This is a genomic window from Leifsonia sp. KNZ13-11D, from assembly GCF_056754895.1.
The window spans coordinates 2,762,601-2,787,825 of record NZ_JBPGWU010000001.1 but is presented as its reverse complement, the minus strand read 5'-3'; the positions used below and the strand labels follow the sequence as shown (position 1 = coordinate 2,787,825).

Below are 25,225 nucleotides of genomic sequence, written 5' to 3'. Positions count from 1 at the left end.
GTCAGCCGGCGAGAAGCCGCCGCAGCTGTGCGCTGACGGCGTCGTCCTCGATCAGGAACCCGTCGTGGCCGAAGTCCGAGCGGATCACCACTGGAACTCTACCGTCCAGCGTGTGCGGAACATGGTAGGCGATACGTTCCTGTCCCTCCACGGGGAACAGGCGGTCGCTGTCGATGCCGACCACGAGGGTGCGGGCGGTCACCCGCGAGAGGCCGGCCGCCAGTCCGCCTCGACCGCGGCCGACGTCGTGCGAGTTCATCGCCTCGACCAGCGTGATGTAGCTGTTGGCGTCGAAGCGCCGGGTGAACTTGTTGCCGTGGAAGTCGAGGTACGACTCGACCGCGAAGCGGCCTCCGCCGCCGAGCGGGCTGATCCCGCTCTGCCAGGCGCGCTGGAAGCGCTCGTTGAGCTCCGACGGGCTGCGATAGTTGAGCAGCGCCATCCGCCGGGCGAGCGCGAGCCCGCGGTGCGGTCCGTCGCCGTCCTCGGCGTCGTAGTACTGGCCGCCGCGGAACAGCGGGTCGGTGCGCACCGCCTCGACCTGCACCGAGTTGAGCGCGATCTGGTCGGCGGTCGAGAACGGGGGAGCGGCGATCACGGCCAGCCGCTCCACACGGTCAGGGAAGGTGACGGCCCACTCGAGGGCCTGCATCCCGCCCATCGAGCCGCCGACGACGGCGGCCCAGCGGTCGATGCCGATCGTGTCCGCGAAGGCGGCCTGGGCGTTGACCTGGTCGCGGATGGTGGTGAACGGGAAGCGCGGACCCCACTCGGCGCCGTCGGGGGCGAGGGAGGCCGGTCCGGTGGTTCCCTGGCAGCCGCCCAGCATGTTGGGGACGACGACGAACCAGCGGTCCGTGTCGATGGCCTTGCCCGGCCCGATGATGCCCTGCCACCAGCCGGCGGTGCGGTGACCGGGGCCGGCGGCGCCGACCGCGTGGGAGTCGCCGGTCAGGGCGTGCAGCACCAGCACGGCGTTGTCGCGCTCCGCGGACAGCTCGCCCCAGGTCTCGTAGGCGATCCGGACGTAGGGGAGACTCTCCCCGCTCTCGAAGGCGAAGGCGCCGATCCCCGCGAACTTGCGGTCGCCGGGCGCGTCCGACTCCTTCCAGGCGCCGCTGGCGGGCGGCTTGCCGAGCAGCGTCCTCGCCTGCGCCTCCGTGATGAAACTCGACGGCGCCGTGTCGGCGGATGTCTGCCACTCCATGCGTCCCATTCTCCCGTCTCGCGCTGGCCGCCTTCGCTCTGTTACGCCCCACCCCCGAGCCCACCCCCGAGCCCCCACCCCGAGCCCCCACCCCGAGCCCCCACCCCGAGTACACGAAAAGTGCACGCAGAACCGGGGTTCGGCGTGCACTTTTCGTGTACTCGACGGGGGGCGCCGAGCGGGTGAGGGGTCAGGCGCGGGCGGCCTCGGCGACGGAGCGGGCGGCGGCGAGGCCGGCCGAGAGGTCGGCCTTGAGGTCGTCCACGTTCTCCAGGCCCACGGAGAGGCGCACGAGGCCGGGGGTGACGCCCGCGGTGAGCTGCTGCTCCGGGGTCAGCTGCGAGTGCGTGGTCGACGCCGGGTGGATGACGAGGCTGCGGACATCGCCGATGTTGGCCAGGTGGCTGAACAGCGAGAGGTTGTCGACGAGCGCTGCGCCCGCATCCACCCCGCCCTTGAGCTCGAAGGACAGCACGGCGCCGACGCCCTTGGGGGCGTACTTGTTGGCCGCCGCGTACCAGGGGCTGGTCGGCAGGCCCGAGTAGTTCACCGAGGCGACGTCCGGGTGCGCCTCGAGGAACTCCGCGATCTCCTGCGCGTTCTGCGTGTGGCGCTCGACGCGGAGCGAGAGGGTCTCGATGCCCTGGATGAGCTGCCAGGCGCTCGCCGGGGCGATGGCCGCGCCGAGGTCGCGGAGCAGCTGCACGCGCGCCTTGATGATGTAGGCGAGCCCGTCGCCGACCGCGGCAGTGTAGCTCGCGCCGTGGTACGACGGGTCGGGCTCGGTGAGCCCGGGGAACTTCTCGACGTTCTTGGACCACTCGAACTTTCCGCCGTCGACGATCACTCCGCCGATGACGGTGCCGTGGCCGCCGAGGAACTTGGTCGCCGAGTGGACGACGATGTCCGCGCCGGACTCGAACGGGCGGATCAGGTACGGCGTCGCGATCGTGTTGTCGACGATCAGGGGAACGCCGGCCTCGTGCGCGACACCCGCGACGAGCTCGATGTCGAGGATGTTGATCTTCGGGTTGCCGATGGTCTCCGCGAAGAACAGCTTGGTGTTCGGGCGGACCGCGCGGCGCCACTCGTCGGCGTCGTCCTGGTTCTCGACGAACGTGGTCTCGATGCCGAGCTTCGCGAGCGTGTACTTGAAGAGGTTGTAGGTGCCGCCGTAGATCGAGCTCGACGAGACGATGTGGTCGCCCGCCTGCGCGATGTTCAGCACCGCGAACGTCTCGGCCGCCTGGCCCGACGCGACCAGCAGGGCGCCGGTGCCGCCCTCGAGCGCGGCGACGCGCTCCTCGACCACGGCCTGCGTCGGGTTCTGGATGCGCGTGTAGATGTTGCCGAACTCGGCCAGCGCGAACAGGTTCTTGGCGTGCTGGGCGTTGTTGAACACGTACGAGGTGGTCTGGTAGATCGGCGTGGCGCGCGCGTTGGTCACGGGGTCGGGCGCGGCTCCGGCGTGGATCTGCTTGGTTTCGAACTGCCAGTCGGCGGCGTCGGTCATGGCGTCTCTCCTTCGGGTCTGGGGGCGCATGGAGCGCAGGGTCTGCGAGCGGTCGGCCACCGCCGTTGTCAGCAGGCTAGACGCGCCGGGGGAGCCGGGCAACGTATCCGAAACACGCCGTAACCCGTAACAATGAGGGCATGAGCAGACGTGTGGTCGTGACGGGAGCGAGTTCGGGTATCGGTGCGGCGACGGTCCGCGCCTTCCGCGCCGAGGGATGGGACGTGGTCGCCGTGGCGCGCCGGGAGGACCGGCTGCGCGCGCTCGCCGAGGAGACCGGAGCCGCCTACGTCGTCGCCGACCTGACCAAGCAGGGCGACGTGGATGCGCTCCGCGACCACCTGGCGTCGTCCGGGCCGCTGCACGCGCTGGTCAACAACGCGGGCGGCGCGCACGGCCTGGACTCGGTCGAGGCGTCGAGCGTCGACGACTGGGTGTGGATGTACGAGATCAACGTGATCGGCACCAAGCGGGTGATCTCCGCGCTGCTTCCGCTGCTGCGGCAGGGTGCGACGGCGTCCGGCCACGCCGACATCGCGGTCGTCACCTCCATCGCGGGGCTCACCGCCTACGCGGGCGGCGGCGGCTACAACGCCGCGAAGTTCGCCGAGCACGCCCTCACCCAGGTGCTGCGGCTGGAGCTGAACGGCGAGCCCATCCGGGTGGTCGAGGTGGCGCCCGGAATGGTCGCGACGGAGGAGTTCTCGCTGGTGCGGTTCGGCGGCGACAAGGCGCGCCGTGACGCCGTGTACGAGGATGTGCCGGAGCCGCTGTCGGCCGAGGACGTGGCGGGGACCATCGTGCACGCTCTGACCCTGCCCGGTCACGTGGATCTCGACCTGATCGTGGTGAAGCCGGTCGCCCAGGCGGCGCCGTATCGCCTGCACAAGGGCGAGCTCGCGGTCCGCGGCTGAGGGGGAAGCGATGAGGATCCCCGACGACGCGAAGCGCGAGCGCTGGGAGCGGGCGACCGCCTGGCCGGCGCTGGTGGCGTCGGCCGCGTTCCTCGTCGCGTACTCGTGGAGCATCCTCGACGAGCACCCGCCGCAGGCGCTGCGCATCGGCCTCCTGGTGGTGCTGCTGGCGGTGTGGGCGTTCTTCCTGCTCGACTACGCGGTCCGCCTGGTGCTCGCCGAGCACAAGGGCGACTTCGTCCGTCACTCGCTGATCGACCTCCTGAGCGTCTTCCTCCCGCTGGCCCGGCCGTTCCGGCTCCTGACCGGGCTGCGGCACATCCGCGCGCTGCGGGGCAACACGGCCTCGCACCTCCGGCGCCGGGTGGTCATCATCGCCGGCAGCGCGGTGATCATGTTCATCTACGTCATCGCCCTCGCCGAGTTCCGGGTGGAGCGGTACGCCACGGGGTCCAACATCCGCAGCTTCGGCGACGCGGTCTGGTGGGCGTGCGTGACCATGGCGACGGTCGGCTACGGCGATTACTACCCGGTGACGATCCCCGGGCGCATCCTCGCCGTCATCCTGATGATCGGCGGGATCGCGATCGTCGGAACCTCGAGCGCGACCATCGTGAGCTACTTGAACGACCGCACCCAGCACCTGCGGCATCACGAGCAGCACGAGCAGGATGTGCGCGACGCGCGCGAGGTGCGCGAGGCGCGCGAGCCGCGGCGGGTGCACGAGGCTCCCGACGAGCGGGGGGCGGAGCGCAGCGAGGAGAGCGGCGCCCCGGGCTGACCCGTCCCGCGGTCAGCCGTCGGCCACCGCGACGCACTTGCGCAGCAGGGCGAGCGCCTCCCTGCCGTCGGCGGAGGTGAACTCCTGCCGCTCGCCCGCGCGGTCGCGCACCACCCGCTCCAGCAGCTCGGCGTGCTCGGGCCAGCGCTCGGCGGCGTATGCGGCGGCGGCCGTCTTCGACAGCACGTCGCCCGTCTCGATGGTCGCGACGAGCCGGATCGGGCCGAGGGCCACCCAGCGCACGGTCTCGGCGCGCACCGGACCGTCGTCCGGACGGTCGGCGAGCTCGTCCTCGAAGCCGTCGCCGATGCGCTGCCAGTAGTCGAGCAGGTTGTCGCGCGAGAACGCCACGACGCCGTCGGCCGCCTGCGGGTGACGGTCGGCGGTCGGCGACCAGATCACGTCCCCGCCGTCGACGACCCCCTGCACGCCGGACTCCAGCTCCCGCCAGGTGATCCAGCTCAGCTGCGCCCCCGGCAGCTCCGACACCAGCACGCCCTCCACGACCTGCGGCGCCGTCGTGACCACATCCGGGCCCCGCGAGAGCTCGGACTCGGTGAGGTACACGCCGTCGATGTGCGGCTCGGAGGCGGCGTGCAGCTCGGCGAGGGCCGGCAGGTCGTCGACGGGGTCGCGGGTCACGACGAAGACCACGTCGATGTCGCTCACGCCGGGATGCCAGTCCCCGGCCACCGCGGAACCGGTGACGATCGCGCGGCTGACCAGCCCGGGCGCCACCCGGCGCTGCTCGAGGAGGAACCGGGTGAGGGCCTCGGCGACGGCGGATGGGAGCTGGTCGGACATGGCTACTCCAAGGGGGGTTCGGCGTCGGCGAAGGCGAGGCGCGGGACGAAGAAGAGGAGGACGGCGGCGACGAGCGCGCCCAGGCCGCAGATGGTCCAGACGAGCATGTAGCCGAACAGGCTGGCGGCGGTGGCGGTCACCGTCGCGGCGCCGGTCAGCAGCACCACGCCGAACACCGCCGAGGCGAACGATCCGCCGATGGTCTTCGTGGTGTTCGTCAGCGCCGTGGCGACGCCGGTCTGCCCGCGCGGCGCTGCGGCGGCCGCGGCGGCGGGGAGGGCGCCGACGAGGGCGCCGGAGCCGAGGCCCGCGATCGCCATGTTGACGAACACCTCCCAGGTCTGCAGGTGGAACGGCAGGAACAGGAGGTACCCGATCGCGACGAGGAAGGACGCGCCGATCAGCGTCACGCGCGGCGTCAGCCACGACGACACCAGCGGGAACAGCAGCGCGCCGACGATCATCGAGATCAGATACGCGCCGATCAGGATGCTGCGCTGCCCGGCCGAGAGGCCGAGACCGTAGCCGTTCGCCGGGTCGGTGCCCGCATACGTGCTGAGCGGCGCCTGCGCGCCGAGCAGGCTGATCCCGATCAGGCCCGCGGTCAGCTGGACCGGCCACATCGCCGGCTGGCGCAGCACCCGCAGGTCGATCGCGGGGTCGGCCTGCCGCAGCTCCCACCGGCCGAACGGGACGAACGTCAGCACACCGAGCAGGATGAGCGCCCAGACCCACCACGTGCCGACGCCGTCGAGGCGGAGGAACGTGAGCCCCGACGTGATGAGCAGCAGCCCGAGGGCCAGGAGGGTGAAGCCCACGCCGTCGAGCGTGCGCCCGGCCACGGGCTCCGACTCGGGAACGCCGAAGAGGATGGCGAAGAAGACGAGCGTCACGGCGACCGCAGGCACCATGAGGGTGAGTGCGACGTTCCCGCCGAGCACCTCGAACAGCAGGCCCGCTCCGACCGCTCCGAGGATCGCCCCGGCCTCCAGCGCGACGACGAGCAGCCCCGCAGCGCGCCGGGTCCGGGACGCCGCGGTCCCGCTCCGCCGTCCGCGGTCGAAGATCAGCGCCACCTCCAGCGGCAGCCAGACCACGTAGAAGCCCTGCAGCGCGAACGCGAGCAGGTAGCTCACGAAGTCGCCGGAGAACGCCAGCGCCCAGGTCGCCAGCGCGGTGAGGGCGGTGGCGACGAGCAGGATGCGCTTGTGCCCGAACATGTCGCCGAGCTTGGCGAGCACCGGCACGACCAGCGCGGAGACCAGCAGCTGGGCCGCCTCGAACCAGTTGTAGTCGGCGTCGTGGATGCCCAGATGGCGGACGATGTCGGAGATCAGCGGCACGTAGTACCCCTGAAGGATGCCGCTCGTCAGCTCCACGAGGGCCAGCCATCCGATGAGGGCCGCCGTGGTGCCGATCGCGACGGTCGCCCGGCGCCGGGTCGACGTCTTCTCCGAGGTCATGCGCGGATGCTAACACCCGGGCCGCCCCGGTACGGTAGACCAATGGCCAGCGAACTCGACGATTCCGGAGCAGACGTCCTCGAAGAGACGGAACGGGAGGTCCTCGGCTGGCTGGAGTTCGGCGAAGCGGCCCGTCACCTGGCCGGTGAGGTGGTCGAGTCCGGGTACGAGCCGGACATGGTGGTCGCCATCGCCCGCGGCGGCCTGCTGCTCGCCGGAGCCGTCTCCTACGCGCTCGGCATCAAGGCCTGCGGAGCGCTCAACGTCGAGTTCTACACCGGGGTGGACACGCGTCTCCCGGAGCCCGTCGTCCTCCCGCCGATGCTCGACGCGGCAGCCCTGGAGGCGAAGCGGGTGCTGCTCGTCGACGACGTGTCCGATTCGGGCCGCACCCTCGCGATGGTCGTCGACCTGATGGCCGCCTCGGGCGCCGAGGTGCGGACGGTCTGCCTGTACTCGAAGCCGCGTACCGTGCTCGAGCCGGACTTCGTCTGGCGCCGCACCGACCGCTGGATCACCTTCCCATGGTCGGCCCTGCCGCCGGTGACCGCCGCGACCCACTGATCCGGCCGTGGCGAAGACGCTGACCGAGCTCGCGGCCGACGGCTCGATCGATCCCGGCTGGGCCCGGGCGCTGGAGCCGGTGGCCGACCGCATCGCCGACATGGGCGACTTCCTCCGCGCCGAGGTCGCCGCCGGGCGGCACTACCTGCCGGCGGGCGACGCCGTGCTGCGGGCGTTCCGCGCACCGCTGGGGGACGTCCGGGTGCTGATCGTGGGTCAGGACCCGTATCCGACCCCCGGGCATCCCATCGGGCTGTCGTTCGCGGTCGAGCGCCATGTGCGCCCGCTGCCGAAGAGCCTGCAGAACATCTACCGCGAGCTGCGCGACGACCTGGGCGTGACGCCGCCGCCGCACGGCGACCTGAGCGCCTGGGCCGACAACGGGGTGATGCTGCTCAACCGCGTGCTCACCGTGCGCCCGGGCGAGCCGGCCTCGCACCGCGGGAAGGGCTGGGAGCCGGTGACCGAGCACGCCATCCGCTCGCTGGTCGCGCGCGGCCGGCCGTTCGTGTCCATCCTCTGGGGACGGGACGCCGGCACCCTGAAGCCGCTGCTCGACGGCAACCCGGTGATCGAGTCGCCGCACCCGAGCCCGCTCTCCGCCTCGCGCGGGTTCTTCGGGTCGCGGCCGTTCTCGCGCGCGAACGCGCTCCTGGAGCAGGCCGGCGAGAAGCCGGTGGACTGGACGCTGCATCCGTGACGCTGCAGTCGTAACGTCGTGGCAACACGGGCGACGTACCCTTGATGCTGTGCTGGAAGAGGAATACGAAGAGCGGCGGGTGCTGCCGCGCCACCTGCGCAAGCCGGTGCCGACCGAGGCTCCCTTCGAGTACTCGATCCGCGAGGCACGGCCGGAGGACCTGCCGTACGTGCGCGAGATCTACAACCACTACGTCGCCAACAGCACCGTGACCTTCGACGAGGATGCGATGACGCTGCGCGAGTGGAAGAGCAAGTACGCGTACCTCTCGAAGCTCGGGATGCCGTTCATCGTCGCCGAGTCGCCGAGCGGGCAGATCCTCGGCTACGCGCTGGTGCAGCCGTGGAAGCAGAAGCGGGCCTACCGGTTCACGGTCGAGAACTCGATCTACCTCGGTGCGGCGTCGACGGGCAAAGGCCTCGGGCCGGTGCTGATGCAGGAGCTGATCGACCGGTCGAAGGCGGCCGGGCTGAAGGAGATCATCGCGGTCATCGCCGACAAGGGGGCGGAGGCGTCCATCCGGATGCACGAGAACTTCGGCTTCACCGAGATCGGCCGGATGGGCCGCGTCGGGTACAAGTTCGACCGCTGGCTGGGCACCGTGCTGATGCAGAAGTCGCTCAAGTAACGCTTCGGCACCGCTAGGCTCGCCCTCGTGACCACCGTGAATCCCGATACGGGCGCCGCATCCACCGGTCAGGCCGCCGTCGCGCCGGCGGCCCCCGCGAACCTGCCGCTGCGGAAGCGCCCGATCGACATCTTCTTCATCGTGATGTTCTCGCTGTTCATCGTGACGTGCATCATCAGCGACGCCATCCCGACGCTCGGTATCCCGCAGACCGCGACGACGACGAACATCCTGGCGCAGTGGAATTACACGTACTCGTCCCAGTACGACCCGCTGTACATGCACGAGCCGCTGTGGCTGCGCTTCATCACCGGAACGAGCGCCTTCGTCTATCTGCCGTTCTACGTGCTGCTGATCGTCTGCCTGGTGAAGGGCTACAACTGGATCCAGCTGTTCGCCGTGATCTACGCGACCATGATCATCAGCCTCACGGCCATCCCGATCTTCGGCGTGGAGTTCTTCGGCCCGGTCGGCGAGCGCACGCCCAACCCGGTCGTGTTCCTGCTCTACAACGGGCCGTACGTGCTCGTCCCGCTCCTGCTGCTCATCCGGATGCGGAAGCCGTTGCCGTTCACGAGGAGGTTCTGATGCCGCTGCTGGAAGACCTGACCGTCTACGAGGACGGCGACCGCTACGACGTGTACGACCACTCCTACCCGGACGAGGACGCGGAGCTCAGCCGCGGGCGCCTGCTCGGCGCGGTGACCGTGACCAGCGAAGGGGAGTACGTGCCGACGGGCGAGGGCGCGGTCTACGAGTACATCGCACCGGCGCGCACGCTGGACGAGGCGCTCGCCGCGTTCGTCGGGTCCGCCTGACCGACCGCTAGGCCGGGTGCTTCGCGCCCAGCTCGAGCAGGCCGACGCCGCCGATCACCAGGACGAGCCCGGCGATCTGCACCCAGGTGAGCGACTCCTTGAAGAACACCCACGAGATCAGGGCGATCGCGGCGACGCCGACCGCCGACCAGATCGCGTAGGCGACCCCGAGCGGCACACCCCGGCCCAGCGCGAGCGACAAGGCGAAGAACGACGCGACGTAGCCGACCACCACGATGACGAACGCCCACCACTTGGGGTTCTCGCCGGCGGTGAACTTCAGGAACGTCGTGGCGACCACTTCGGTCGCGATCGCGACCCCGAGGAACAGATAACCCAGCACGCCCCCACGCTAGCGCCTGCCTCGCAGGCCGTCTGAGCAGCATCGAAGGGGCGCAACACGCCGTTATCGGGCGGGCGAAACGGCGTGTTGCGCCCCCTCGATGCCGGCCAGCGGGGTCGTCCGGGTCGGGGAGCGTTAGCAGGTGGCTATGAGTTCACCGGGGGTTCGGCTGCCGGTCGCCCGGCCGTCGTAGCCTGAGGGCACCGACATCGTCGAACGGAGCGGACACCGTTCCGGGCGAGTGAGGCCGATGGCATCAAACCGTGGCCGGGACCGTGCAGGTCCCGGCCACGTCCATGCCGGCCACGCACCCGCACCCCGGTCCACAGGGTGATCCCCGCCCGGATATGTCGGCAATGCCGCAGGGCCGGCGTCATGGATGTGCAGCTCGTCGCGTCCTACAGGCATGGGGTGGATGTTCCTGGTCAGCGCGGCGGTGGCCTGCGCCGTCGCCGCAGGCTGCGTCGTGCGGCTACGCGTGCGGCGTCTGGCACGGGCGGTACTCCGGCCGCCACGGCGCCCTCCGGTCCGCATCCACCACAGCAGCAGCACCAGCGTCACCATCGACGCCGACCGGTGGACGCTGCACCGCGGCCAGTTCGGGCTCCGGTTCGCACAGAGCGGCCACGCGGTGATCGGCCATGTTCTCGAGCACGATCCGAGAGCGGCGACGGTCACCCGCGAGGTGCTGCAGGTGAGGGGCAACCTCTCCTCCGCGCGGCGCGGCTGGTGGACCGCGCACCTCCATCCGGACCCGGCCGCGCTCCTGCGCCCGTTCCGGGAGGTGCGGATCGACGGACCCGGCGGCCCGAACCCCGCGTGGGTCGTGGAGCCGGAGGCGCCCGCGCGTCCCGTCACCTGGGCCGTGCACATCCACGGCGGGGGGAGCGACCGCGTCACCGCCCTCCGCGGCGTGCCCGTGGTCGAGGCGCTCGGCATGACCTCCCTCGTCGTCAGCTACCGCGGCGACGGCGAGGGGCCCGCGGCAAGGGGAGGCGGGTCGAGCCTGGGCCTGCGCGAATGGGAGGACGTCGACGCCGCCGTGACGTTCGCCGTCCGGCAAGGCGCAGAGCGCGTTGTGCTGGTGGGCTGGTCCCTCGGAGGAGGGATCGCACTGCAGCTCGCCGAACGGAGCGCGCACCGGCACTCCCTGCACCGGCTCGTGCTCATCGGTCCGGTGACCGACGGCCGCGCTCTCGTCCGTGCGGCGGCGGCTGAGCGGGGGCTCCCGGGATGGACGGGCGGCCTGGCCATCCGGATGCTGGCCCATCCGCGGCGCAGCGCGCGACTCGGGCTCCGCGAGCCGATCGACTTCGATCGGCTCGACTGGTCACGCCCGGGGCGGCTCACCGTGCCGACGCTGGTGATCCATTCGGACGGCGATCGGACGGTTCCCCTCTCCTCGTCGATGCTGTTCGCGATGGCGAATCCGACGCTGGTGCGCCTGGTCGAGCTGTCGCCGGCGGAGCACTCGTGGGAGTACAACGTCGACCCGGCCGCCTTCAACCGGGCGGTGATCGACTTCCTCAACGACGACCGCGACCTCGGCTAGCCTGGCCCCATGGCCGACCTTCACGAGCTCACGGCGCTCGAACTCTGGCAGGAACTGCAGTCGGGACGGGTGTCGCCCCGGGACTCGGCATCCCACTACCTGGACCGCATCGAGCGGCTCAACCCTGGCCTCGGAGCGTTCGTCACCGTCACCCGCGAGGCCGCGCTGAAGCGTGCAGACCATGTCGCCGACGCCGTGCCGCGGACCGCACCGCTCTGGGGGCTGCCCTCGGGCGACAAGGACCTGTGGATGCGCGCGGGCGTCCCGGCCGGCTTCGGCTCGCGGTCCATGGCCGGCTTCGTGCCCGACACGAGCGATGAGATCGTCGAGACGCTGGATGCGGCCGGCGCCGTCAGCCTCGGCAAGACGAACGCCCCCGAGTTCGGCCTCCCGGCGTACACCGAGTCGCTCGCCGCGCCGCCCGCCCGCAATCCGTGGAACCCGGAGCTCGGGGCCGGAGGGTCGAGCGGAGGCGCCGCGGTCGCCGTCGCGTCCGGGATGCTGCCGTTCGCCCCCGGCTCCGACGGCGGCGGGTCCATCCGCATCCCGGCCGCCGCCTGCGGTCTGGTGGGGCTGAAGCCGTCGCGGGGCCTGGTCCCCGCCGGAAGCGGCATCCCGTCGCTCGCGGGCCTGGTGGTCGACGGCCCGCTGGCCCGCACGGTCACGGACGCCGCGCTCCTCCTCGACGGCATGATCGCCAAACGGTCCGACGGCGCCATCGACCACCACTACACGCTGCGCGCCCCGTACGACGACGACGGTCCCTTCCTCGGCACGGCGGTCCGGGGTGAGGGCCGGTTCCAGCTCGGCGTGATGACCACGTCCGCCTGGGACGGCGCCTACGACATCACCATCGCGCCCGAGGCGGCGGAGGCGTTGGCCACCGCCGTGGATGCGCTCAGCGCGCTCGGCCACGGCATGGAGGAGACCGCGCTCGAACCCGACGACACCTACGCCCCCGCATTCCGCACGATCTGGCAGGCGGGCGCCGCACGCGTACCGGCCGAGGGCGAGGTGCTCGACCTGCTCGAGCCGCTGACCGCGTGGCTGGTGGAGCGCGGGCGTGCGCTGAGCGCCCGCGAGCTCAGCGAGGCGCTGGCGGCGCTGACCGCCTACGAGCGCTCGTTCATCCGGCAGCTCTCGTCGTTCGACGCGGTCCTGACCCCCGCGATGGCCCTCACACCGCGGCCCCTCGGCTGGTACGACCAGGAGGACGGCGAGCGCAACTTCGCGCAGCAGGTGCAGTACACGCCGTTCACGTCCATGCTCAACGTGACCGGTCTCCCCGCGATCGTCCTGCCGGTGTCGCAGACGGCCGACGGCCTCCCGATGGGCGTCCAGCTGATCGGGCGCCCGGGCGGGGAGCGGACGCTGCTATCGCTCGCGACGCAGCTCGAGCGGCGCATCCGCTGGCAGGACCGGCGTCCGCCGACCTGGTGAGGCGGCGCCCGAGAGCCGTGAAACGACGCACTGACGGGCGGGGCGACCGCCGCTAGCATGCCCGTGTGAGTGAACGGGAGGACGTGCATCCTGCGCTCGACGAGGTCGTCGGCATCGCCGGGCGCTGGCTCGACGGCACGCGCGACGGCTCCATCCCTCCGACCGTGGACATCGACGCGGTGAAGGATGCGCTCGGGCGTGACCTGCCCGAGCGGGGGCCGTCCGCCCCGGAGGTGCTGCGCCGGATGGCGGTGGCGATCGAGCCCGGCCTCATGCGCATCGGCTCGCCGCGCTTCCACGGGTGGGTCATGGGCGGCGTCGAGCCGGTCGCGCTCGGAGCGGACTGGCTGGTCAGCGCCTGGGACCAGAACACCGGCCTCCGCGTCGTCACGCCGGGCGTCGTCGCCGCCGAGGAACTCGCCGCCGGCTGGCTGCTCGACCTACTCGGGCTGCCGGCGACCGCCGAGGTCGGCTTCGTGACCGGTGCGACCGTCGCGAGCCTCGTCGGCCTGGTCGCGGCGCGCGACGAGGTGCTGCGCCGGGCCGGATGGGATGCCGCCGGGCACGGCATCGCCGGAGGGCCCCGCATCCGTTTCCTCGTCGGGGCGGAGCGGCACGGGTCGATCGACAGCTCCGGACTGGTGGCGGGACTCGGCCGAGGACGGGTCGTCGAGGCGGACGATCAGGGGCGGATGCGGCCGGAGGCGCTGCGGGCCGCGCTCGCCGACGGCAGCGGGCCGGCCATCGTCTGCCTGCAGGCGGGCAACGTCCACTCGGGCGCGTTCGACCCGCTCGGCGAGCTGATCGCGATCGCGCACGAGGCGGGCGCCTGGGCGCACGTCGACGGGGCGTTCGGGCTGTGGGCGGCCGCCGCGCCGGGTCTCGCCGCGCTGACCGAGGGGATGGAGGCGGCGGACTCGTGGGCGACCGATGCGCACAAGACCCTCAACGTCCCGTACGACTGCGGCATCGCCGCCGTCGCCCAGCCGGACGCGCTCCACCGGTCCGTCGCCCAGCACGCGGCCTACCTCGCCTCGTCCTCCGACGTGGCGGATCCGGCCGATCGTGTTCTCGAGCTCTCCCGCCGGGCGCGCGGCGTCCCGGTCTACGCCACGCTGGCGCAGCTCGGCCGGCAGGGCGTGGCCGAGCTGGTGCAGGGACTCGCGGACGCGGCGACCGTGATCGCGGACGGCATCCGCGACATCCCGGGCGCGCAGGTGCTCAACGACGTGGTCTACACGCAGGTGTGCGCGGCCTTCGGCACCGACGAGCGGACGCGGGCCGTCGGCGACGCCCTGCGCGCCGGCGGAGACGCCCTCGCCTCCCCGTCCGTATGGCATGGCCGGGCGGTGCTGCGCTTCTCGGTGAGCAACTGGCTGACGGATGCGGCGGAGGCCGGGCGGACGGTGGCGGCCGTCCGCCGTGCGGTCGAGGCGACCGTCTGAGCGCCGGACGCCGCCACGCCCTCCCGCGTCAGCGTCCCGCCGCGTAGCCCTGCATCCCGCGCGGGTTCGCGGCCGCGCTCAGAAGCCCGGTCGCGGGGTCGCGCCCGACCGACGAGAGCCGCCCCAGCGTCCAGTCGCCCGCACGCGTGACCCGATGGCCGCGTGCCTCCAGGCCCGCGATCACCTCGTCGCCGAGCCGCGACTCCACCACGGCGCCCGCGGGCACCCAGGTGCGCGGCCAGAACGACTCGGCGAGCGACGTGGTGTGCAGCGCCGGCGCGTCGATCGCCTGCTGCGGGGTGTAGCCGCCGACCAGGGTGCGCAGCAGGTAGAGGAGCTGCCACTGGTCCTGCTGGTCGCCGCCCGGTGAGCCGAGCGCCGTCACCGGGACGCCGTCGCGCAGCACCAGCGTGGGCGTCAGCGTCGTGCGGGGGCGCTTGCCGGGCTCGAGCGTGGCGGCGGAGCCCTCCTCCAGCCAGGTCATCTGCAGGCGCGTGCCCAGGCAGAAGCCGAGCTCCGGGATGGTCGGCGACGACTGCAGCCAGCCGCCGGACGGCGTGGCCGAGACGATGTTGCCCCACCGGTCCACGACGTCGATGTGGCACGTGTCGCCGCGCGTCTCGCCGGTGCGCGACACCGTCGGTTCGCCGACGCCCTCGCTCGCGACGCCGCTCGGCGGCGTGTACTCGGTGCGCAGCGGCGGCCGGAACGGCTCGACGCCCCGGACACGACCCGGACGGAACTCGGCCGACGCGGTCTCTCCGATCAGCGCGCGGCGCTCTGCGGCGTAGCCGGGGGAGAGCAGCGTCTCGACGGGCACCCGGTCGTCGCCGAAGTAGGCGTCCCGATCCGCGTAGGCGAGCTTCTGGGCCTCCAGGATGGTGTGCGCGCCGATCTCCGTCGACGGGTCGAGGCGGTCGTCGTCGAAGCCGTCCAGGATGGCGAGGGTCGCCAGCAGCGCGGGCCCCTGGCCCCAGGCGCCGGTCTTGGCGATGGTCGCGCCCCGGAAGTCGAGCGTGACCGCATCCTCGTAGTGCGCCCGGTAGGCGGCGAAGTCGGACTCGGCGATGACACCGGCGTGGTCGGCTCCGTCGGAGTGCCGGTGCGGCGTCCGGGCGAAGGCCGCCGCCGCCTGGGCGACCGTGCCGGTCGCCCACTCCGTGCGCGCCGCCTCGATGCGGCCCTCGCGGCTGCCCTGCGCAGAGCCCGCGGCGATCAGTCCGCGCAGCACCCGCGCGTACGCCGGGGCGACGACCAGCTCGCCGGGTTCCGGGATGCGGCCGCCCGGCATCCAGCGCTCGCTGGAGGTCGGCCAGTGCTCCGTGAACAGCGGGGCGACCGTTCGGATGGTCGCGCATACCCGCTCCAGCACCGGATGGCCCTGCTCGGCGTACTCGATGGCGAACGCCAGCACGTCGGCGAGCTCCCAGGTGCCGTGGTCCTTCAGCAGCAGCAGCCAGGCATCCACCGCGCCCGGCACCGCCGCCGCGAGGGCGCCCGATCCCGGGACGAGCTCCAGGCCCTCCGCGAGATAGTGCTCGCGTGTGGCGCCCGCGGGCGCCGGCCCCTGACCGGAGAGGACCGTCGGGGCCGGGTCCGCGGCGGTGGCGAACAGGGCGACCAGGTCGCCGCCGGGACCGTTGAGGTGCGGCTCGACCACGTGCAGCACGAATGCGCCCGCCGTCGCGGCGTCGAACGCGTTCCCGCCGCGCTCCAGCACCGCCTGGGCGGCCCCCGTCGCCAGCCAGTGCGTCGAGGCGGACATCCCGAACCGGCCCTGCAGGGTGGGACGGGTGGTGAAGGCGGAAGGCGCGGTGAAGGCCATGGTCAGCTGACGGGCCCCGTGTACTTCTCGCCCGGGCCCTTGCCGATCTCGTCGGGGATCGCGGACGCCTCGCGGAAGGCCAGCTGCAGCGACCGCAGGCCGTCGCGCAGGCTGCGCGCGTGCTGGTCGCCGACGTGCTGCGCGCTCGCCGTCACGAGGCCGGCGAGGGCGTCGATGAGCTTGCGCGCCTCATCCAGGTCGGTCTGGTGCTCCGGGTCGTCGGCCAGGCCGCACTTCACGGCGGCCGCGCTCATCAGGTGCACGGCGGTGGTGGTGATCACCTCGACGGCGGGCACCTCCGCGATGTCGCGGGTGGCCTCGGCGACGCCATCCTGGTCGCTGCCGGAGTCGTCGAAGGTGAAGGATGTGTCGCTCACTGCTTTCCTCTGTTAGAATCGTTCGGGCTCCGGGACATCTGTCCCGGTACGAAAGTGGAGATTCCTCCCACCCGCGCTTGACCGTTTTACAGGTTACCGGGTCGTTGCACTCCGCCATCGCGTGTGAACGCGGGGGTAGTCAGGGTGCTGTACCAGCCTGCGATGCGATCTCACGAGATCCGGATCGCGGGCGTGCTGGTGCGTGGAACCTCCTCTTTCGCCGGACCGTCACCGACGGGCCGTGGCCGAGAACCATCGCTTGATCAGAGGAGACAGACATCAGCGATCCCCGTACGAATGACCGTATCCGCGTCCCCGAAGTTCGACTCGTCGGCCCCAGCGGAGAGCAGGTCGGTGTCGTCAAGATCGAGGTCGCGCTGCGACTCGCGCAGGAGGCCGACCTCGACCTGGTCGAAGTCGCGCCCAACTCCAAGCCGCCGGTCGCCAAGATCATGGACTACGGCAAGTTCAAGTACGAGGCTGCGCAGAAGGCTAAGGAGGCCCGGCGCAACCAGGCGAACACGATCCTCAAAGAGGTGCGGTTCCGCCTCAAGATCGACAAGCACGACTACGAGACCAAGCGCAAGCGCGCCGAAGGCTTCCTGAAGTCCGGCGACAAGGTGAAGGCGATGATCCTCTTCCGCGGCCGCGAGCAGTCGCGTCCGGAGCAGGGCGTCCGCCTCCTCCAGCGCTTCGCGGAGGACGTCGCCGAGCTCGGCACCGTGGAGTCCAACCCCACGATCGACGGGCGCAACATGGTGATGATCATCAGCCCGCTGAAGAACAAGTCCGAGGCCAAGGCCGAGGCAAACGCACAACGTGCCGCAACGAAGGCCCGCGCCCAGGGGCGCGACCAGGATGCGGTTGCTGACGCAGCCGATGCTGCTCAGTCCGATGAGAGTTCGCCCGCCCAGGCGACGAACGAGGAGAAGTAATGCCCAAGCAGAAGACCCACTCCGGCGCCAAGAAGCGCTTCAAGATCACCGGCAGCGGCAAGGTCATGAAGCAGCAGTCCGGTATGCGCCACAACCTGGAGCTCAAGTCCAGCCGTCGCACCCGCCGGCTGAACCAGGACCAGGTCGTCCCCGAGGTGGACGCCAAGGTCATCCGCCGGATGCTCGGCAAGTAACGACTCGACACGCACCCAAGAAGGAAATCGACTAATGGCAAGAGTGAAGAGGGCCGTCAACGCCCACAAGAAGCGTCGGGTCATCCTCGAGCGCGCCGAGGGCTACCGCGGGCAGCGGTCGCGCCTCTACCGCAAGGCCAAGGAGCAGGTCACCCACTCCCTGGTCTACTCCTACAACGACCGTCGCAAGCGCAAGGGCGACTTCCGTCGTCTGTGGATCCAGCGGATCAACGCGGCCTCCCGTGCCAACGGCCTCACCTACAACCGCTTCATCCAGGGCCTGGGCCTGGCGGGCGTCGAGGTGGACCGTCGCATCCTCGCCGACCTGGCCGTGACCGAGCCCGCGACCTTCGCGGCGCTCGTCGAGACCGCCAAGAAGGCGCTCCCGGCCGACACGTCGGCCCCGAAGGCGGACGCCGCGGCGTAACACCCAGCCACGCAGAACGGCCCGGTCGACAGCAGACGACCGGGCCGTTCCGTGTTCCGGGGCTCAGTCGTCGGCGCCGTGGTCGCCCGTGCCGTGGTCGGCCGTGCCGTGGTCAGTGTCGCTCGTCCGAGCGTCCTCATCGTTCAGCCTCCATCCGCTTTCCCTTAACACGAGACGCAGCGTCGTTCGGATCACCGGCCCCATATGCTGGTGCCATGCTGGACAACCCGCGCTCGCCGCGCGTCAGGGCCGTCGCCAAGCTCGCCAAGCGCTCCGCCCGTTCCGAGACGGGGCTGTTCCTCCTGGAAGGGCCGCAGGCCGTGTCCGAGGCGCTGGCGTTCCGCCCGGAGCTGATGGTCGACCTGTTCGCGACGCCGACGGCGCTGGAGCGGCATCCGGAGATCGCGCGGGCCGCGGAGGACGCCGACGTGGAGGTCGAGTTCGTCTCCGAGCATGTGCTGGATGCCATGGCCGACACCGTCACGCCGCAGGGCTTCGTGGCCGTCGCCCGCCAGTTCCCGACCTCCATCCGCGACATCTTCTCCGGCTCGTCCACGCTCGTCGCCGTGCTGGAGGAGGTCAGGGACCCCGGAAACGCGGGCACCATCATCCGCGCCGCCGACTCGGCCGGCGCCGACGCCGTCGTGCTGACCGGTCGCACCGTCGACCTGTACAACCCGAAGGTGGTCCGCTCGACCACCGGGTCGCTCTTCCACGTCCCCGTCGCGGTCGGGGCCGATCTCGCCGACGTGATCGGCCGGGCGCACTCGGCCGGACTGCAGGTGCTCGCCGCCGACGTCAAGGGCGAGGACCTTCTGGCCGCCCGCCGCGACGGCGAGCTCGCCCGGCCGACCGCCTGGGTGTTCGGCAACGAAGCGCACGGTCTTGACGACGATCTGCTCACTCTCGTGGACCGGGTGGTGACCGTTCCGATCTACGGCCGCGCCGAGTCGATGAACCTCGCGACGGCGGCTTCGGTCTGCCTGTACAAGTCGGCGTTCGCGCAGCGCGCCTGACCGCACCCCTCCACTGCCGGGGCGCGGGGGAGCTTCTCCACCGATCCGCACCGCGCCGGGACGCCGTTCGAGCGCCGACTAGACTGGGTGACCGTGTCAGATACCACGGAGATCACCGAATCCGCCGTCGCGGCAGCGCTGGATGCGGCCCTCGCCGCCATCGACGCCGCGAGCGACTCGGCGGCCCTGAAGACGGTGCGCCACGACCACACGGCGGAGGGCTCGCCGCTCGCCCGCCTGAACGCGGGCATCCGTTCGCTCCCCGGCGACCGGAAGGCCGCGGCCGGCAAGCTCGTCGGCAGTGCCCGGGCGCGCGTCAGCCAGGCGTTCGCCGCCAAGGAGGCCGAGATCGCCTCCGCGGAGGAGGCCGCCCAGCTCGCCGCCGAGACGGTCGATGTCACGGCGCTGCCGTCGCGGTGGACGCCGGGCGCACGCCATCCGCTCAGCCTGCTGCAGGAGCGCATCGCCGACGTCTTCGTCGGCATGGGCTGGGAGGTCGCGGAGGGCCCCGAGCTCGAGAGCGAGTGGTACAACTTCGACGCACTGAACTTCGACGCCGATCACCCGGCGCGCGCGATGCAGGACACCTTCTTCGTCGAGCCGACCGACGCGCACCTGGTGCTCCGCACGCACACCTCGCCGGTTCAGCTGCGCGCCCTGCTGGGCGATGAACTGCCGGTGTACCGGATCGCGCCGGGCCGCGTTTTCCGCACCGACGAGTTCGACGCGACCCACCTGCCCGTCTTCCACCAGACCGAGGGCATCGCGGTCGACAAGGGCCTCACGATGGCGCACCTGCGCGGCACGCTCGACCACTTCGTGAAGTCGCTGTTCGGCGACGAGGCGCGCGTGCGCCTGCGCCCCAACTACTTCCCGTTCACCGAGCCCAGCGCCGAGCTCGACCTGTGGCATCCCTCGTTCAAGGGCGGCGCCCGGTGGATCGAGTGGGGCGGCTGCGGCATGGTCAACCCGAACGTGCTGCGTTCCGCGGGCATCGACCCCGACGTCTACTCGGGCTTCGCCTTCGGAATGGGCGTCGAGCGCGCCCTGATGTTCCGGAACGACGTCAAGGACATGCGCGACATGGCCGAAGGCGATGTCCGGTTCTCCCAGCAGTTCGGAATGGTGGTCTGATGCGCGTCCCCCTGAGTTGGCTCGGCGAGTTCGTCGACCTGGAGCCCGGAACGACCCCGGAGGAGGTGCATGCCGCCCTCGTCTCCGTCGGACTCGAGGAGGAGGACATCCACACCTTCGAGCTCAGCGGACCCATCGTCGTCGGCCAGGTGCTCGAGTTCGTCGAGGAGCCGCAGAGCAACGGCAAGACCATCCGCTGGTGCCAGGTGCGCGTCGCGCCCGAGGGTGAGACGGCGGCCGACGGCGGCGCCGACGTGCGCGGCATCGTCTGCGGCGCCCGGAACTTCGTCGAGGGCGACAAGGTCGTCGTGACCCTCCCGGGCGCGGTTCTGCCCGGCCCGTTCCCGATCGCCGCCCGCAAGACCTACGGGCACATCTCCGACGGCATGATCGCCTCGGCCCGCGAGCTCGGGCTCGGCGAGGAGCACGACGGCATCCTGCGTCTTGCGACGCTCGGCCTCGACCCGGAGGTCGGGACGGACGCGGTGTCCCTGCTGGGACTCGATGATGCCGCCGTCGAGGTGAACGTCACGCCCGATCGCGGCTATGCGTTCTCGATCCGCGGCATCGCTCGCGAGTACTCGCACGCGACGGGCGCCGCCTTCCGCGACCCCGCGGACGCCGTGCCCGTGAGCACGGGGGATGCGCACGCGAGCGGCTTCAGTGTGACGATCGACGACACCGCGCCCATCCGCGGGCGGGTCGGCGCGAGTGTGTTCGTCACCCGCGTCGTGCGCGACGTGGACGGCTCCCGCCGCACCCCCGCGTGGATGATCGCCCGCCTCAAGCTCGCCGGCATCCGGTCGATCTCGCTGATCGTCGACATCACCAACTACGTCATGCTCGAGCTCGGCCAGCCCATCCACGGGTACGACCTGGACAAGCTGTCGGGCGGCATCGTCGTGCGCCGTGCCGCCCCCGGCGAGACCTTGGTCACGCTCGACGACCAGACGAGGAAGCTCGACCCGGAAGACCTGGTCATCGCCGACGATTCCGGGGCGATCGGCCTCGCCGGTGTCATGGGTGGAGCCTCCACGGAGATCCGTGAGGGCACCCGCAACGTGCTGATCGAGGCGGCGAACTTCGACCCGGTGTCGATCGCGCGGACCGCCCGTCGTCACAAGCTCCCGAGCGAGGCGTCCAGGCGGTTCGAGCGCGGCGTCGACCCGCAGGTCGCCGTTGCCGCAGCCGCTCGCGTCGTGCAGCTGCTCGAGCAGCTCGCCGGCGGGCACGCGGACGAGCTCGGCTCGCTCCTCGACGCCTCGGAGGAGGCCGACGCCATCCGCCTCCCGGAGGGGTACATCTCCTCGCTGATCGGCGTCGAGTTCTCGGACGACGAGGTCCGCGGGGCGCTCGCCGAGATCGGCGGCACGGTCAGCGAGACCGAGGGCGGGCTGCTCGTCGCCCCGCCGACCTGGCGCCCGGACCTGCGCGACAAGTCCGACCTGGCGGAGGAGGTCGCCCGCATCCTCGGGTACGACCGCATCCCGTCCGTCCTGCCGGTCGCTCCTCCCGGTCGCGGTCTCACGCGCGAGCAGCGGCTGCGCCGCGCCGTCGCGCAGACGCTCGCCGACAACGGCGCCATCGAGGTGCTGTCCTTCCCGTTCGTCAGCGAGGCGCAGAACGACCGCTTCGGCCTGCCCGAGGCGTCGGGGCACGTGCCCGCCGTCCGGCTGGCCAACGCCCTCGACGCGACCGCGCCGTACCTGCGCACGTCGCTGCTGCCGGGCCTGCTCGACGTCGCGAAGCGCAACCTGGCCCGCGGCCTGGTCGACCTCCGCGTGTACGAACTCGGCACGGTGTTCCGTCCCTCCGACGGCTCGATCGGCAGCGAGACGCTGCCGCCCGGCGCCGCGCTGCCCGGACCGGACATCCTCGCCGGGCTGAATGCCGGCATCCCCGCCCAGCCGCGGCACCTCGCCGGGCTCGTCGTCGGCGACGCGGTCGAGAAGCAGCCGGGCACGCCCGCCGTGCCCGGCGGGCTCGTCGATGCGCTCGACATGGTCCGCCAGACCGCCGCGGCCATCGGCGTCACCGTGGACCTCGAGCAGTCGTCCCACCAGGCGCTCCACCCCGGGCGCACCGCCCGGCTGATCGGGCTCGGCGCGGACGGGTCGTCCACCCCGGTCGGTTACGCCGGAGAGCTACTGCCCGCGCTCGCGCACGAGCTCGACCTGCCGCGGGTCGTCGCGGTGTTCGAGCTCGACCTGGACGCGCTGATCTCCGTCGCACCGCCGGAGGTCGTGGCGGGCGTCATCGCCGGCTTCCCGGCGGCGACGCAGGACCTGTCGCTCGTGGTCCCGCTGGACGTGCCCGCCGGGGACGTGCTGCGCGCGGTCCGCGAGGGCGCGGGGCCCCTGCTCGAGGACATCCGCCTGGTCGACGACTACCGCGGCCCGGGGCTTCCCGACGGACGCAAGAGCCTGACCTTCGCCCTGCGCTTCCGCGCCGACGACCGCACCCTCACCGCGGCGGAGGCGAGCGAGGCGAAGCTGGCCGGCTCCGCCCGCGCCGGGGAGCTATTCGGCGCCACCATCCGCGAGTAGCCGCGGCGACTGCCGCTGTTCGGAACGTCTGCGCCTGCGCGAGCAGCCGCAGACGTTCCGCGTGGCAGCAGTCGCGTCGGCGCGCAGACCAGACGCGGCGGTGCCCGCGCCCGTGCGGCCGCCCGATTTGGTGGCGGCCGGGGAGGGAGCGCTAGGGTTGGAGCATGCTTTCCGTCCGGCGCACCGCTTCGACGCGTGCGGCATTCGCCGCCCGCGTCCTGCGCCGACGCCTGCGCGACCGCCGAAGCTAGGCGGCGTTCCGGGCGGTCCTCGAGCTGTGGATCGACGTGGGCGCCGCCGTCGCCGAGACACCTGTCGTCCACTCGAAAAGGAAGAAGCATGACTTTCTCGGTCGCTGTCGCAGGCGCATCCGGCTACGCGGGCGGTGAGCTGCTGCGCATCCTCGCCGGGCACCCCGACTTCGAGATCCGCACGGTCACCGCGCACCAGAACGCCGGTCACCCGCTGATCGCCCACCAGCCGCACCTCCGGTCGCTCGCTCACCTCACGCTGCTCGAGACCACGGCAGAGAACCTCGCCGGTCACGACGTCGTGTTCCTGGCCCTGCCGCACGGCGCGTCCGGCCAGATCGCCGCGCAGCTGCCCGACGACACGGTCGTCGTGGACTGCGGCGCCGACCACCGGCTCGAAGACCCGGCGGACTGGGCGGCCTTCTACGGCGGTGAGCACTTCGGCGCCTGGGCGTACGGCGTGCCCGAGCTGCCGCTGGCCCCGCACGCACCCGCGGCCGCCGCCCCACCCGGCACCACGCCCGCCGAAAGCACCTTGCACACCGGCACACAGCGCGACGCCCTCGTCGGCGCCCGCCGCATCGCGGCCCCCGGCTGCAATGCCAGCGCCGTCTCCCTGGCGCTCGCCCCCGGCATCCGTGCCGGCGTGATCGACGACGAGGACATCGTCGCGGTGCTCGCGGTCGGCCCGTCCGGTGCGGGCAAGTCGCTGAAGACGATGTACCTGGCGAGCGAGATCCTCGGCTCCGCCAACCCGTACGGCGTCGGCGGCACGCACCGCCACATCCCGGAGATCCAGCAGAACCTCCGCAAAGCCGGGGCCGATGCTCCGACCGTCAGCTTCACGCCGGTGCTCGTCCCCATGTCGCGGGGCATCCTGGCGACCTCCACCGCGCGCGTCCGGCCGGGCGTCACCGCCGAGCAGGTGCAGGCCGTCTGGGAGGAGGCGTACGCGGACGAGCCCTTCGTGCACGTGCTTCCGGCGGGCACGCTGCCGCGCACCGCGGACGTGCTCGGCGCGAACACGGTGCTGATCGGCGTCGCGCTCGACGCGGCCGCGGGCCGCGTGGTCACCGTGCTCGCGCTCGACAACCTGTACAAGGGGACGGCCGGGGCGGCCATCCAGTCCGTCAACATCGCCCTCGGTCTCGACGAGACCACGGGCCTGACCGTGAACGGAGTCGCACCGTGAGCGTCACCGCAGCATCCGGATTCGCCGCGGCAGGTGTCGTCGCCGGCCTGAAGTCGAGCGGTGCCCGCGACCTGGCGCTGGTGCAGAACCGCGGGCCGCTCAACGCCGCAGCCGCCGTGTTCACCACGAACCGGTGCAAGGCGAACCCGGTGCTGTGGAGCGAGCAGGTGATCCAGGACGGCGTCGTGTCCGCCATCGTCCTCAACTCCGGGGGCGCGAACTGCTACACCGGGGCGCAGGGCTTCCAGACGACGCACGCCACCGCGGAGGCCGTCGCGGCGCAGCTCGGCGTCTCGGCCGGCGACGTGCTCGTCTGCTCCACCGGCCTGATCGGGGAGCAGCTGCCCCTCGACGCACTGCTCGGCGGCGTCTCGACCGCTGCCGCGGCCCTGGCCACGGACGCCGGTCTCGGCGCGGCGCAGGCCATCATGACCACCGACACCCGGCCCAAGCAGTCCGAGTACCGGTCGCCGGACGGCTGGACGGTCGGCGGCATGGCGAAGGGCGCCGGGATGCTCGCGCCCGGGCTCGCGACGATGCTCGTCGTGATCACCACGGACGCCGTGCTGACCTCCGAGCAGCTCGACCGGGCCCTGCGCTCCGCAACGCGCGTGACGTTCGACCGTCTCGACTCCGACGGCTGCATGTCCACCAACGACACGGTCGCACTGCTCGGCTCCGGCGCGAGCGGTGTGGAGCCGGACGAGTCCGACTTCGCGTCGGCGCTCACGAGGGTCTGCCGCGAGCTGGCCGAACAGCTGCAGGCCGACGCCGAGGGCGCGTCGCACGACGTCTCCATCGAGGTTCTGAACGCACGCACCGAGGACGAGGCGGTCGTCGTCGGACGCGCCGTCTCGCGCAGCAACCTGTTCAAGGCGGCCATCTTCGGCAACGACCCGAACTGGGGACGCGTACTGGCCGCGGTCGGCACGACGGACGCCGAGTTCGACCCGTACGGCATCGACGTCGCGATCAACGGGGTGCAGGTGTGCACGGCGGGGGAGCCGGACCAGCCCAGGGAGCTCGTCGACCTCACGCCGCGGAAGGTGCACGTGCTCATCGATCTGCACGCGGGCGACGAGACCGCGACCATCCTGACCAACGACCTCACGCACGACTACGTGCACGAGAACAGCGCGTACGCGAGCTGATGGCG

25 protein-coding genes are annotated in these 25,225 nt (G+C 71.8%); 18 read left to right on the top strand and 7 right to left on the bottom strand.

Annotation, left to right across the window (positions count from 1 at the left end; translation table 11 throughout):
* Window position 1 precedes the first annotated feature (1 nt).
* On the bottom strand, window positions 2-1,207 hold the full coding sequence (gene metX / locus ACR9Y5_RS13820) for a homoserine O-acetyltransferase MetX (protein WP_481298478.1): 1,206 nt from the start codon (window positions 1,205-1,207) through the stop codon (window positions 2-4).
* 190 nt (window positions 1,208-1,397) lie between these two features.
* Window positions 1,398-2,720 (bottom strand): bifunctional o-acetylhomoserine/o-acetylserine sulfhydrylase, encoded by a 1,323-nt coding sequence (locus ACR9Y5_RS13815; RefSeq protein WP_481298477.1) that lies wholly within the window; start codon window positions 2,718-2,720, stop codon window positions 1,398-1,400.
* Window positions 2,721-2,860: 140 nt separating this feature from the next.
* Between ACR9Y5_RS13815 and ACR9Y5_RS13810 the strand changes: the two genes are divergently transcribed.
* Window positions 2,861-3,634 carry an SDR family oxidoreductase gene (locus tag ACR9Y5_RS13810; protein WP_481298476.1) on the top strand — a complete coding sequence of 258 codons (774 nt, stop codon included), beginning with the start codon at window positions 2,861-2,863 and terminating at the stop codon, window positions 3,632-3,634.
* A gap of 10 nt (window positions 3,635-3,644) precedes the next feature.
* Entirely contained in the window at window positions 3,645-4,415 is a 771-nt protein-coding gene (locus tag ACR9Y5_RS13805; RefSeq protein WP_481298475.1) for a potassium channel family protein, read from the top strand.
* A gap of 12 nt (window positions 4,416-4,427) precedes the next feature.
* On the opposite strand, the gene ACR9Y5_RS13800 is transcribed toward ACR9Y5_RS13805, so the two are convergent.
* Window positions 4,428-5,219: a nucleotidyltransferase domain-containing protein gene (locus ACR9Y5_RS13800; RefSeq protein ID WP_481298474.1), complete on the bottom strand. Its 792-nt coding sequence runs from the start codon at window positions 5,217-5,219 to the stop codon at window positions 4,428-4,430.
* A gap of 2 nt (window positions 5,220-5,221) precedes the next feature.
* A complete protein-coding gene (locus ACR9Y5_RS13795; RefSeq protein ID WP_481298473.1) occupies window positions 5,222-6,682 on the bottom strand; it encodes an MFS transporter in 1,461 nt (486 codons plus the stop codon).
* Window positions 6,683-6,724: 42 nt separating this feature from the next.
* Between ACR9Y5_RS13795 and ACR9Y5_RS13790 the strand changes: the two genes are divergently transcribed.
* From ACR9Y5_RS13790 to ACR9Y5_RS13770, 5 genes are read left to right on the top strand one after another with little or no spacing between them, the layout of a single operon-like run.
* On the top strand, window positions 6,725-7,246 hold the full coding sequence (locus tag ACR9Y5_RS13790; protein ID WP_481298472.1) for a phosphoribosyltransferase: 522 nt from the start codon (window positions 6,725-6,727) through the stop codon (window positions 7,244-7,246).
* A 7-nt stretch (window positions 7,247-7,253) separates the two neighbouring features.
* On the top strand, window positions 7,254-7,946 hold the full coding sequence (locus tag ACR9Y5_RS13785) for a uracil-DNA glycosylase (RefSeq protein WP_481298471.1): 693 nt from the start codon (window positions 7,254-7,256) through the stop codon (window positions 7,944-7,946).
* A 49-nt stretch (window positions 7,947-7,995) separates the two neighbouring features.
* A complete protein-coding gene (locus tag ACR9Y5_RS13780) occupies window positions 7,996-8,574 on the top strand; it encodes an N-acetyltransferase family protein (RefSeq protein WP_481298470.1) in 579 nt (192 codons plus the stop codon).
* 27 nt (window positions 8,575-8,601) lie between these two features.
* Window positions 8,602-9,162, top strand: a complete 561-nt coding sequence (locus tag ACR9Y5_RS13775) for a DUF2781 domain-containing protein (RefSeq protein WP_481298469.1) — start codon at window positions 8,602-8,604, stop codon at window positions 9,160-9,162.
* Window positions 9,162-9,392: a hypothetical protein gene (locus tag ACR9Y5_RS13770; RefSeq protein ID WP_481298468.1), complete on the top strand. Its 231-nt coding sequence runs from the start codon at window positions 9,162-9,164 to the stop codon at window positions 9,390-9,392. The genes ACR9Y5_RS13775 and ACR9Y5_RS13770 overlap by 1 nt, the downstream gene beginning before the upstream one ends.
* 7 nt (window positions 9,393-9,399) lie before the next feature.
* Here ACR9Y5_RS13770 and ACR9Y5_RS13765 read toward each other — a convergent pair whose 3' ends face one another.
* Window positions 9,400-9,735, bottom strand: a complete 336-nt coding sequence (locus ACR9Y5_RS13765) for a DMT family transporter (protein ID WP_481298467.1) — start codon at window positions 9,733-9,735, stop codon at window positions 9,400-9,402.
* A gap of 406 nt (window positions 9,736-10,141) precedes the next feature.
* Between ACR9Y5_RS13765 and ACR9Y5_RS13760 the strand changes: the two genes are divergently transcribed.
* The 3 genes from ACR9Y5_RS13760 to ACR9Y5_RS13750 all read left to right on the top strand — a co-directional run bounded on the left by ACR9Y5_RS13760 (window position 10,142) and on the right by ACR9Y5_RS13750 (window position 14,172).
* The gene (locus ACR9Y5_RS13760; RefSeq protein WP_481298466.1) at window positions 10,142-11,287 is read left to right on the top strand and encodes an alpha/beta hydrolase family protein; all 1,146 of its coding nucleotides are present in this window, start codon (window positions 10,142-10,144) and stop codon (window positions 11,285-11,287) included.
* Between the two features lie 9 nt (window positions 11,288-11,296).
* The gene (locus ACR9Y5_RS13755; protein ID WP_481298465.1) at window positions 11,297-12,727 is read left to right on the top strand and encodes an amidase; all 1,431 of its coding nucleotides are present in this window, start codon (window positions 11,297-11,299) and stop codon (window positions 12,725-12,727) included.
* A gap of 65 nt (window positions 12,728-12,792) precedes the next feature.
* Window positions 12,793-14,172: a pyridoxal phosphate-dependent decarboxylase family protein gene (locus ACR9Y5_RS13750; protein WP_481298464.1), complete on the top strand. Its 1,380-nt coding sequence runs from the start codon at window positions 12,793-12,795 to the stop codon at window positions 14,170-14,172.
* Window positions 14,173-14,200: 28 nt separating this feature from the next.
* Here the strand turns inward: ACR9Y5_RS13750 and ACR9Y5_RS13745 are convergent, their stop codons facing one another.
* Together ACR9Y5_RS13745 and ACR9Y5_RS13740 are read right to left on the bottom strand one after the other, a co-directional pair.
* Window positions 14,201-15,997, bottom strand: a complete 1,797-nt coding sequence (locus ACR9Y5_RS13745; protein ID WP_481298463.1) for a gamma-glutamyltransferase family protein — start codon at window positions 15,995-15,997, stop codon at window positions 14,201-14,203.
* A gap of 2 nt (window positions 15,998-15,999) precedes the next feature.
* A complete protein-coding gene (locus ACR9Y5_RS13740; RefSeq protein WP_481298462.1) occupies window positions 16,000-16,374 on the bottom strand; it encodes a DUF1844 domain-containing protein in 375 nt (124 codons plus the stop codon).
* A gap of 278 nt (window positions 16,375-16,652) precedes the next feature.
* Here ACR9Y5_RS13740 and infC point away from each other — a divergent pair, with 278 nt between their 5' ends.
* The 8 genes from infC (at window position 16,653) to argJ (ending at window position 25,220) form a co-directional block, all read left to right on the top strand.
* Window positions 16,653-17,309 (top strand): translation initiation factor IF-3, encoded by a 657-nt coding sequence (infC, locus tag ACR9Y5_RS13735; protein WP_440742835.1) that lies wholly within the window; start codon window positions 16,653-16,655, stop codon window positions 17,307-17,309.
* On the top strand, window positions 17,309-17,503 hold the full coding sequence (rpmI, locus tag ACR9Y5_RS13730; RefSeq protein ID WP_310127992.1) for a 50S ribosomal protein L35: 195 nt from the start codon (window positions 17,309-17,311) through the stop codon (window positions 17,501-17,503). The genes infC and rpmI overlap by 1 nt, the downstream gene beginning before the upstream one ends.
* A 34-nt stretch (window positions 17,504-17,537) precedes the next feature.
* On the top strand, window positions 17,538-17,930 hold the full coding sequence (gene rplT, locus ACR9Y5_RS13725; RefSeq protein WP_309857432.1) for a 50S ribosomal protein L20: 393 nt from the start codon (window positions 17,538-17,540) through the stop codon (window positions 17,928-17,930).
* A 215-nt stretch (window positions 17,931-18,145) separates the two neighbouring features.
* Window positions 18,146-18,946, top strand: a complete 801-nt coding sequence (locus tag ACR9Y5_RS13720; RefSeq protein ID WP_481298461.1) for a TrmH family RNA methyltransferase — start codon at window positions 18,146-18,148, stop codon at window positions 18,944-18,946.
* A 93-nt stretch (window positions 18,947-19,039) separates the two neighbouring features.
* Window positions 19,040-20,080, top strand: coding sequence for a phenylalanine--tRNA ligase subunit alpha (gene pheS / locus ACR9Y5_RS13715; RefSeq protein WP_481298460.1), 1,041 nt, complete (start codon window positions 19,040-19,042; stop codon window positions 20,078-20,080).
* Entirely contained in the window at window positions 20,080-22,626 is a 2,547-nt protein-coding gene (pheT, locus tag ACR9Y5_RS13710; RefSeq protein ID WP_481298459.1) for a phenylalanine--tRNA ligase subunit beta, read from the top strand. The genes pheS and pheT overlap by 1 nt, the downstream gene beginning before the upstream one ends.
* A 339-nt stretch (window positions 22,627-22,965) precedes the next feature.
* Window positions 22,966-24,069 (top strand): N-acetyl-gamma-glutamyl-phosphate reductase, encoded by a 1,104-nt coding sequence (locus ACR9Y5_RS13705; protein WP_481298458.1) that lies wholly within the window; start codon window positions 22,966-22,968, stop codon window positions 24,067-24,069.
* Complete coding sequence (gene argJ / locus ACR9Y5_RS13700) at window positions 24,066-25,220, top strand: bifunctional glutamate N-acetyltransferase/amino-acid acetyltransferase ArgJ (RefSeq protein ID WP_481298457.1); 1,155 nt, start codon at window positions 24,066-24,068, stop codon at window positions 25,218-25,220. The genes ACR9Y5_RS13705 and argJ overlap by 4 nt, the downstream gene beginning before the upstream one ends.
* Window positions 25,221-25,225 lie beyond the last annotated feature (5 nt).

What these genes read in the sequence shown, in the direction of transcription:
- ACR9Y5_RS13770 (WP_481298468.1), top strand. Translation starts at nt 9,162, where the DNA reads ATGCCGCTGCTGGAAGACCTGACCGTCTACGAGGACGGCGACCGCTAC.
- ACR9Y5_RS13805 (WP_481298475.1), top strand. Translation starts at nt 3,645, where the DNA reads ATGAGGATCCCCGACGACGCGAAGCGCGAGCGCTGGGAGCGGGCGACC.
- ACR9Y5_RS13800 (WP_481298474.1), bottom strand. Translation starts at nt 5,219, where the DNA reads ATGTCCGACCAGCTCCCATCCGCCGTCGCCGAGGCCCTCACCCGGTTC.
- ACR9Y5_RS13815 (WP_481298477.1), bottom strand. Translation starts at nt 2,720, where the DNA reads ATGACCGACGCCGCCGACTGGCAGTTCGAAACCAAGCAGATCCACGCC.
- ACR9Y5_RS13755 (WP_481298465.1), top strand. Translation starts at nt 11,297, where the DNA reads ATGGCCGACCTTCACGAGCTCACGGCGCTCGAACTCTGGCAGGAACTG.
- rpmI (WP_310127992.1), top strand. Translation starts at nt 17,309, where the DNA reads ATGCCCAAGCAGAAGACCCACTCCGGCGCCAAGAAGCGCTTCAAGATC.
- ACR9Y5_RS13720 (WP_481298461.1), top strand. Translation starts at nt 18,146, where the DNA reads ATGCTGGACAACCCGCGCTCGCCGCGCGTCAGGGCCGTCGCCAAGCTC.
- ACR9Y5_RS13705 (WP_481298458.1), top strand. Translation starts at nt 22,966, where the DNA reads ATGACTTTCTCGGTCGCTGTCGCAGGCGCATCCGGCTACGCGGGCGGT.
- metX (WP_481298478.1), bottom strand. Translation starts at nt 1,207, where the DNA reads ATGGAGTGGCAGACATCCGCCGACACGGCGCCGTCGAGTTTCATCACG.
- ACR9Y5_RS13745 (WP_481298463.1), bottom strand. Translation starts at nt 15,997, where the DNA reads ATGGCCTTCACCGCGCCTTCCGCCTTCACCACCCGTCCCACCCTGCAG.
- ACR9Y5_RS13760 (WP_481298466.1), top strand. Translation starts at nt 10,142, where the DNA reads ATGGGGTGGATGTTCCTGGTCAGCGCGGCGGTGGCCTGCGCCGTCGCC.
- pheT (WP_481298459.1), top strand. Translation starts at nt 20,080, where the DNA reads ATGCGCGTCCCCCTGAGTTGGCTCGGCGAGTTCGTCGACCTGGAGCCC.
- ACR9Y5_RS13790 (WP_481298472.1), top strand. Translation starts at nt 6,725, where the DNA reads ATGGCCAGCGAACTCGACGATTCCGGAGCAGACGTCCTCGAAGAGACG.
- rplT (WP_309857432.1), top strand. Translation starts at nt 17,538, where the DNA reads ATGGCAAGAGTGAAGAGGGCCGTCAACGCCCACAAGAAGCGTCGGGTC.
- ACR9Y5_RS13810 (WP_481298476.1), top strand. Translation starts at nt 2,861, where the DNA reads ATGAGCAGACGTGTGGTCGTGACGGGAGCGAGTTCGGGTATCGGTGCG.
- ACR9Y5_RS13795 (WP_481298473.1), bottom strand. Translation starts at nt 6,682, where the DNA reads ATGACCTCGGAGAAGACGTCGACCCGGCGCCGGGCGACCGTCGCGATC.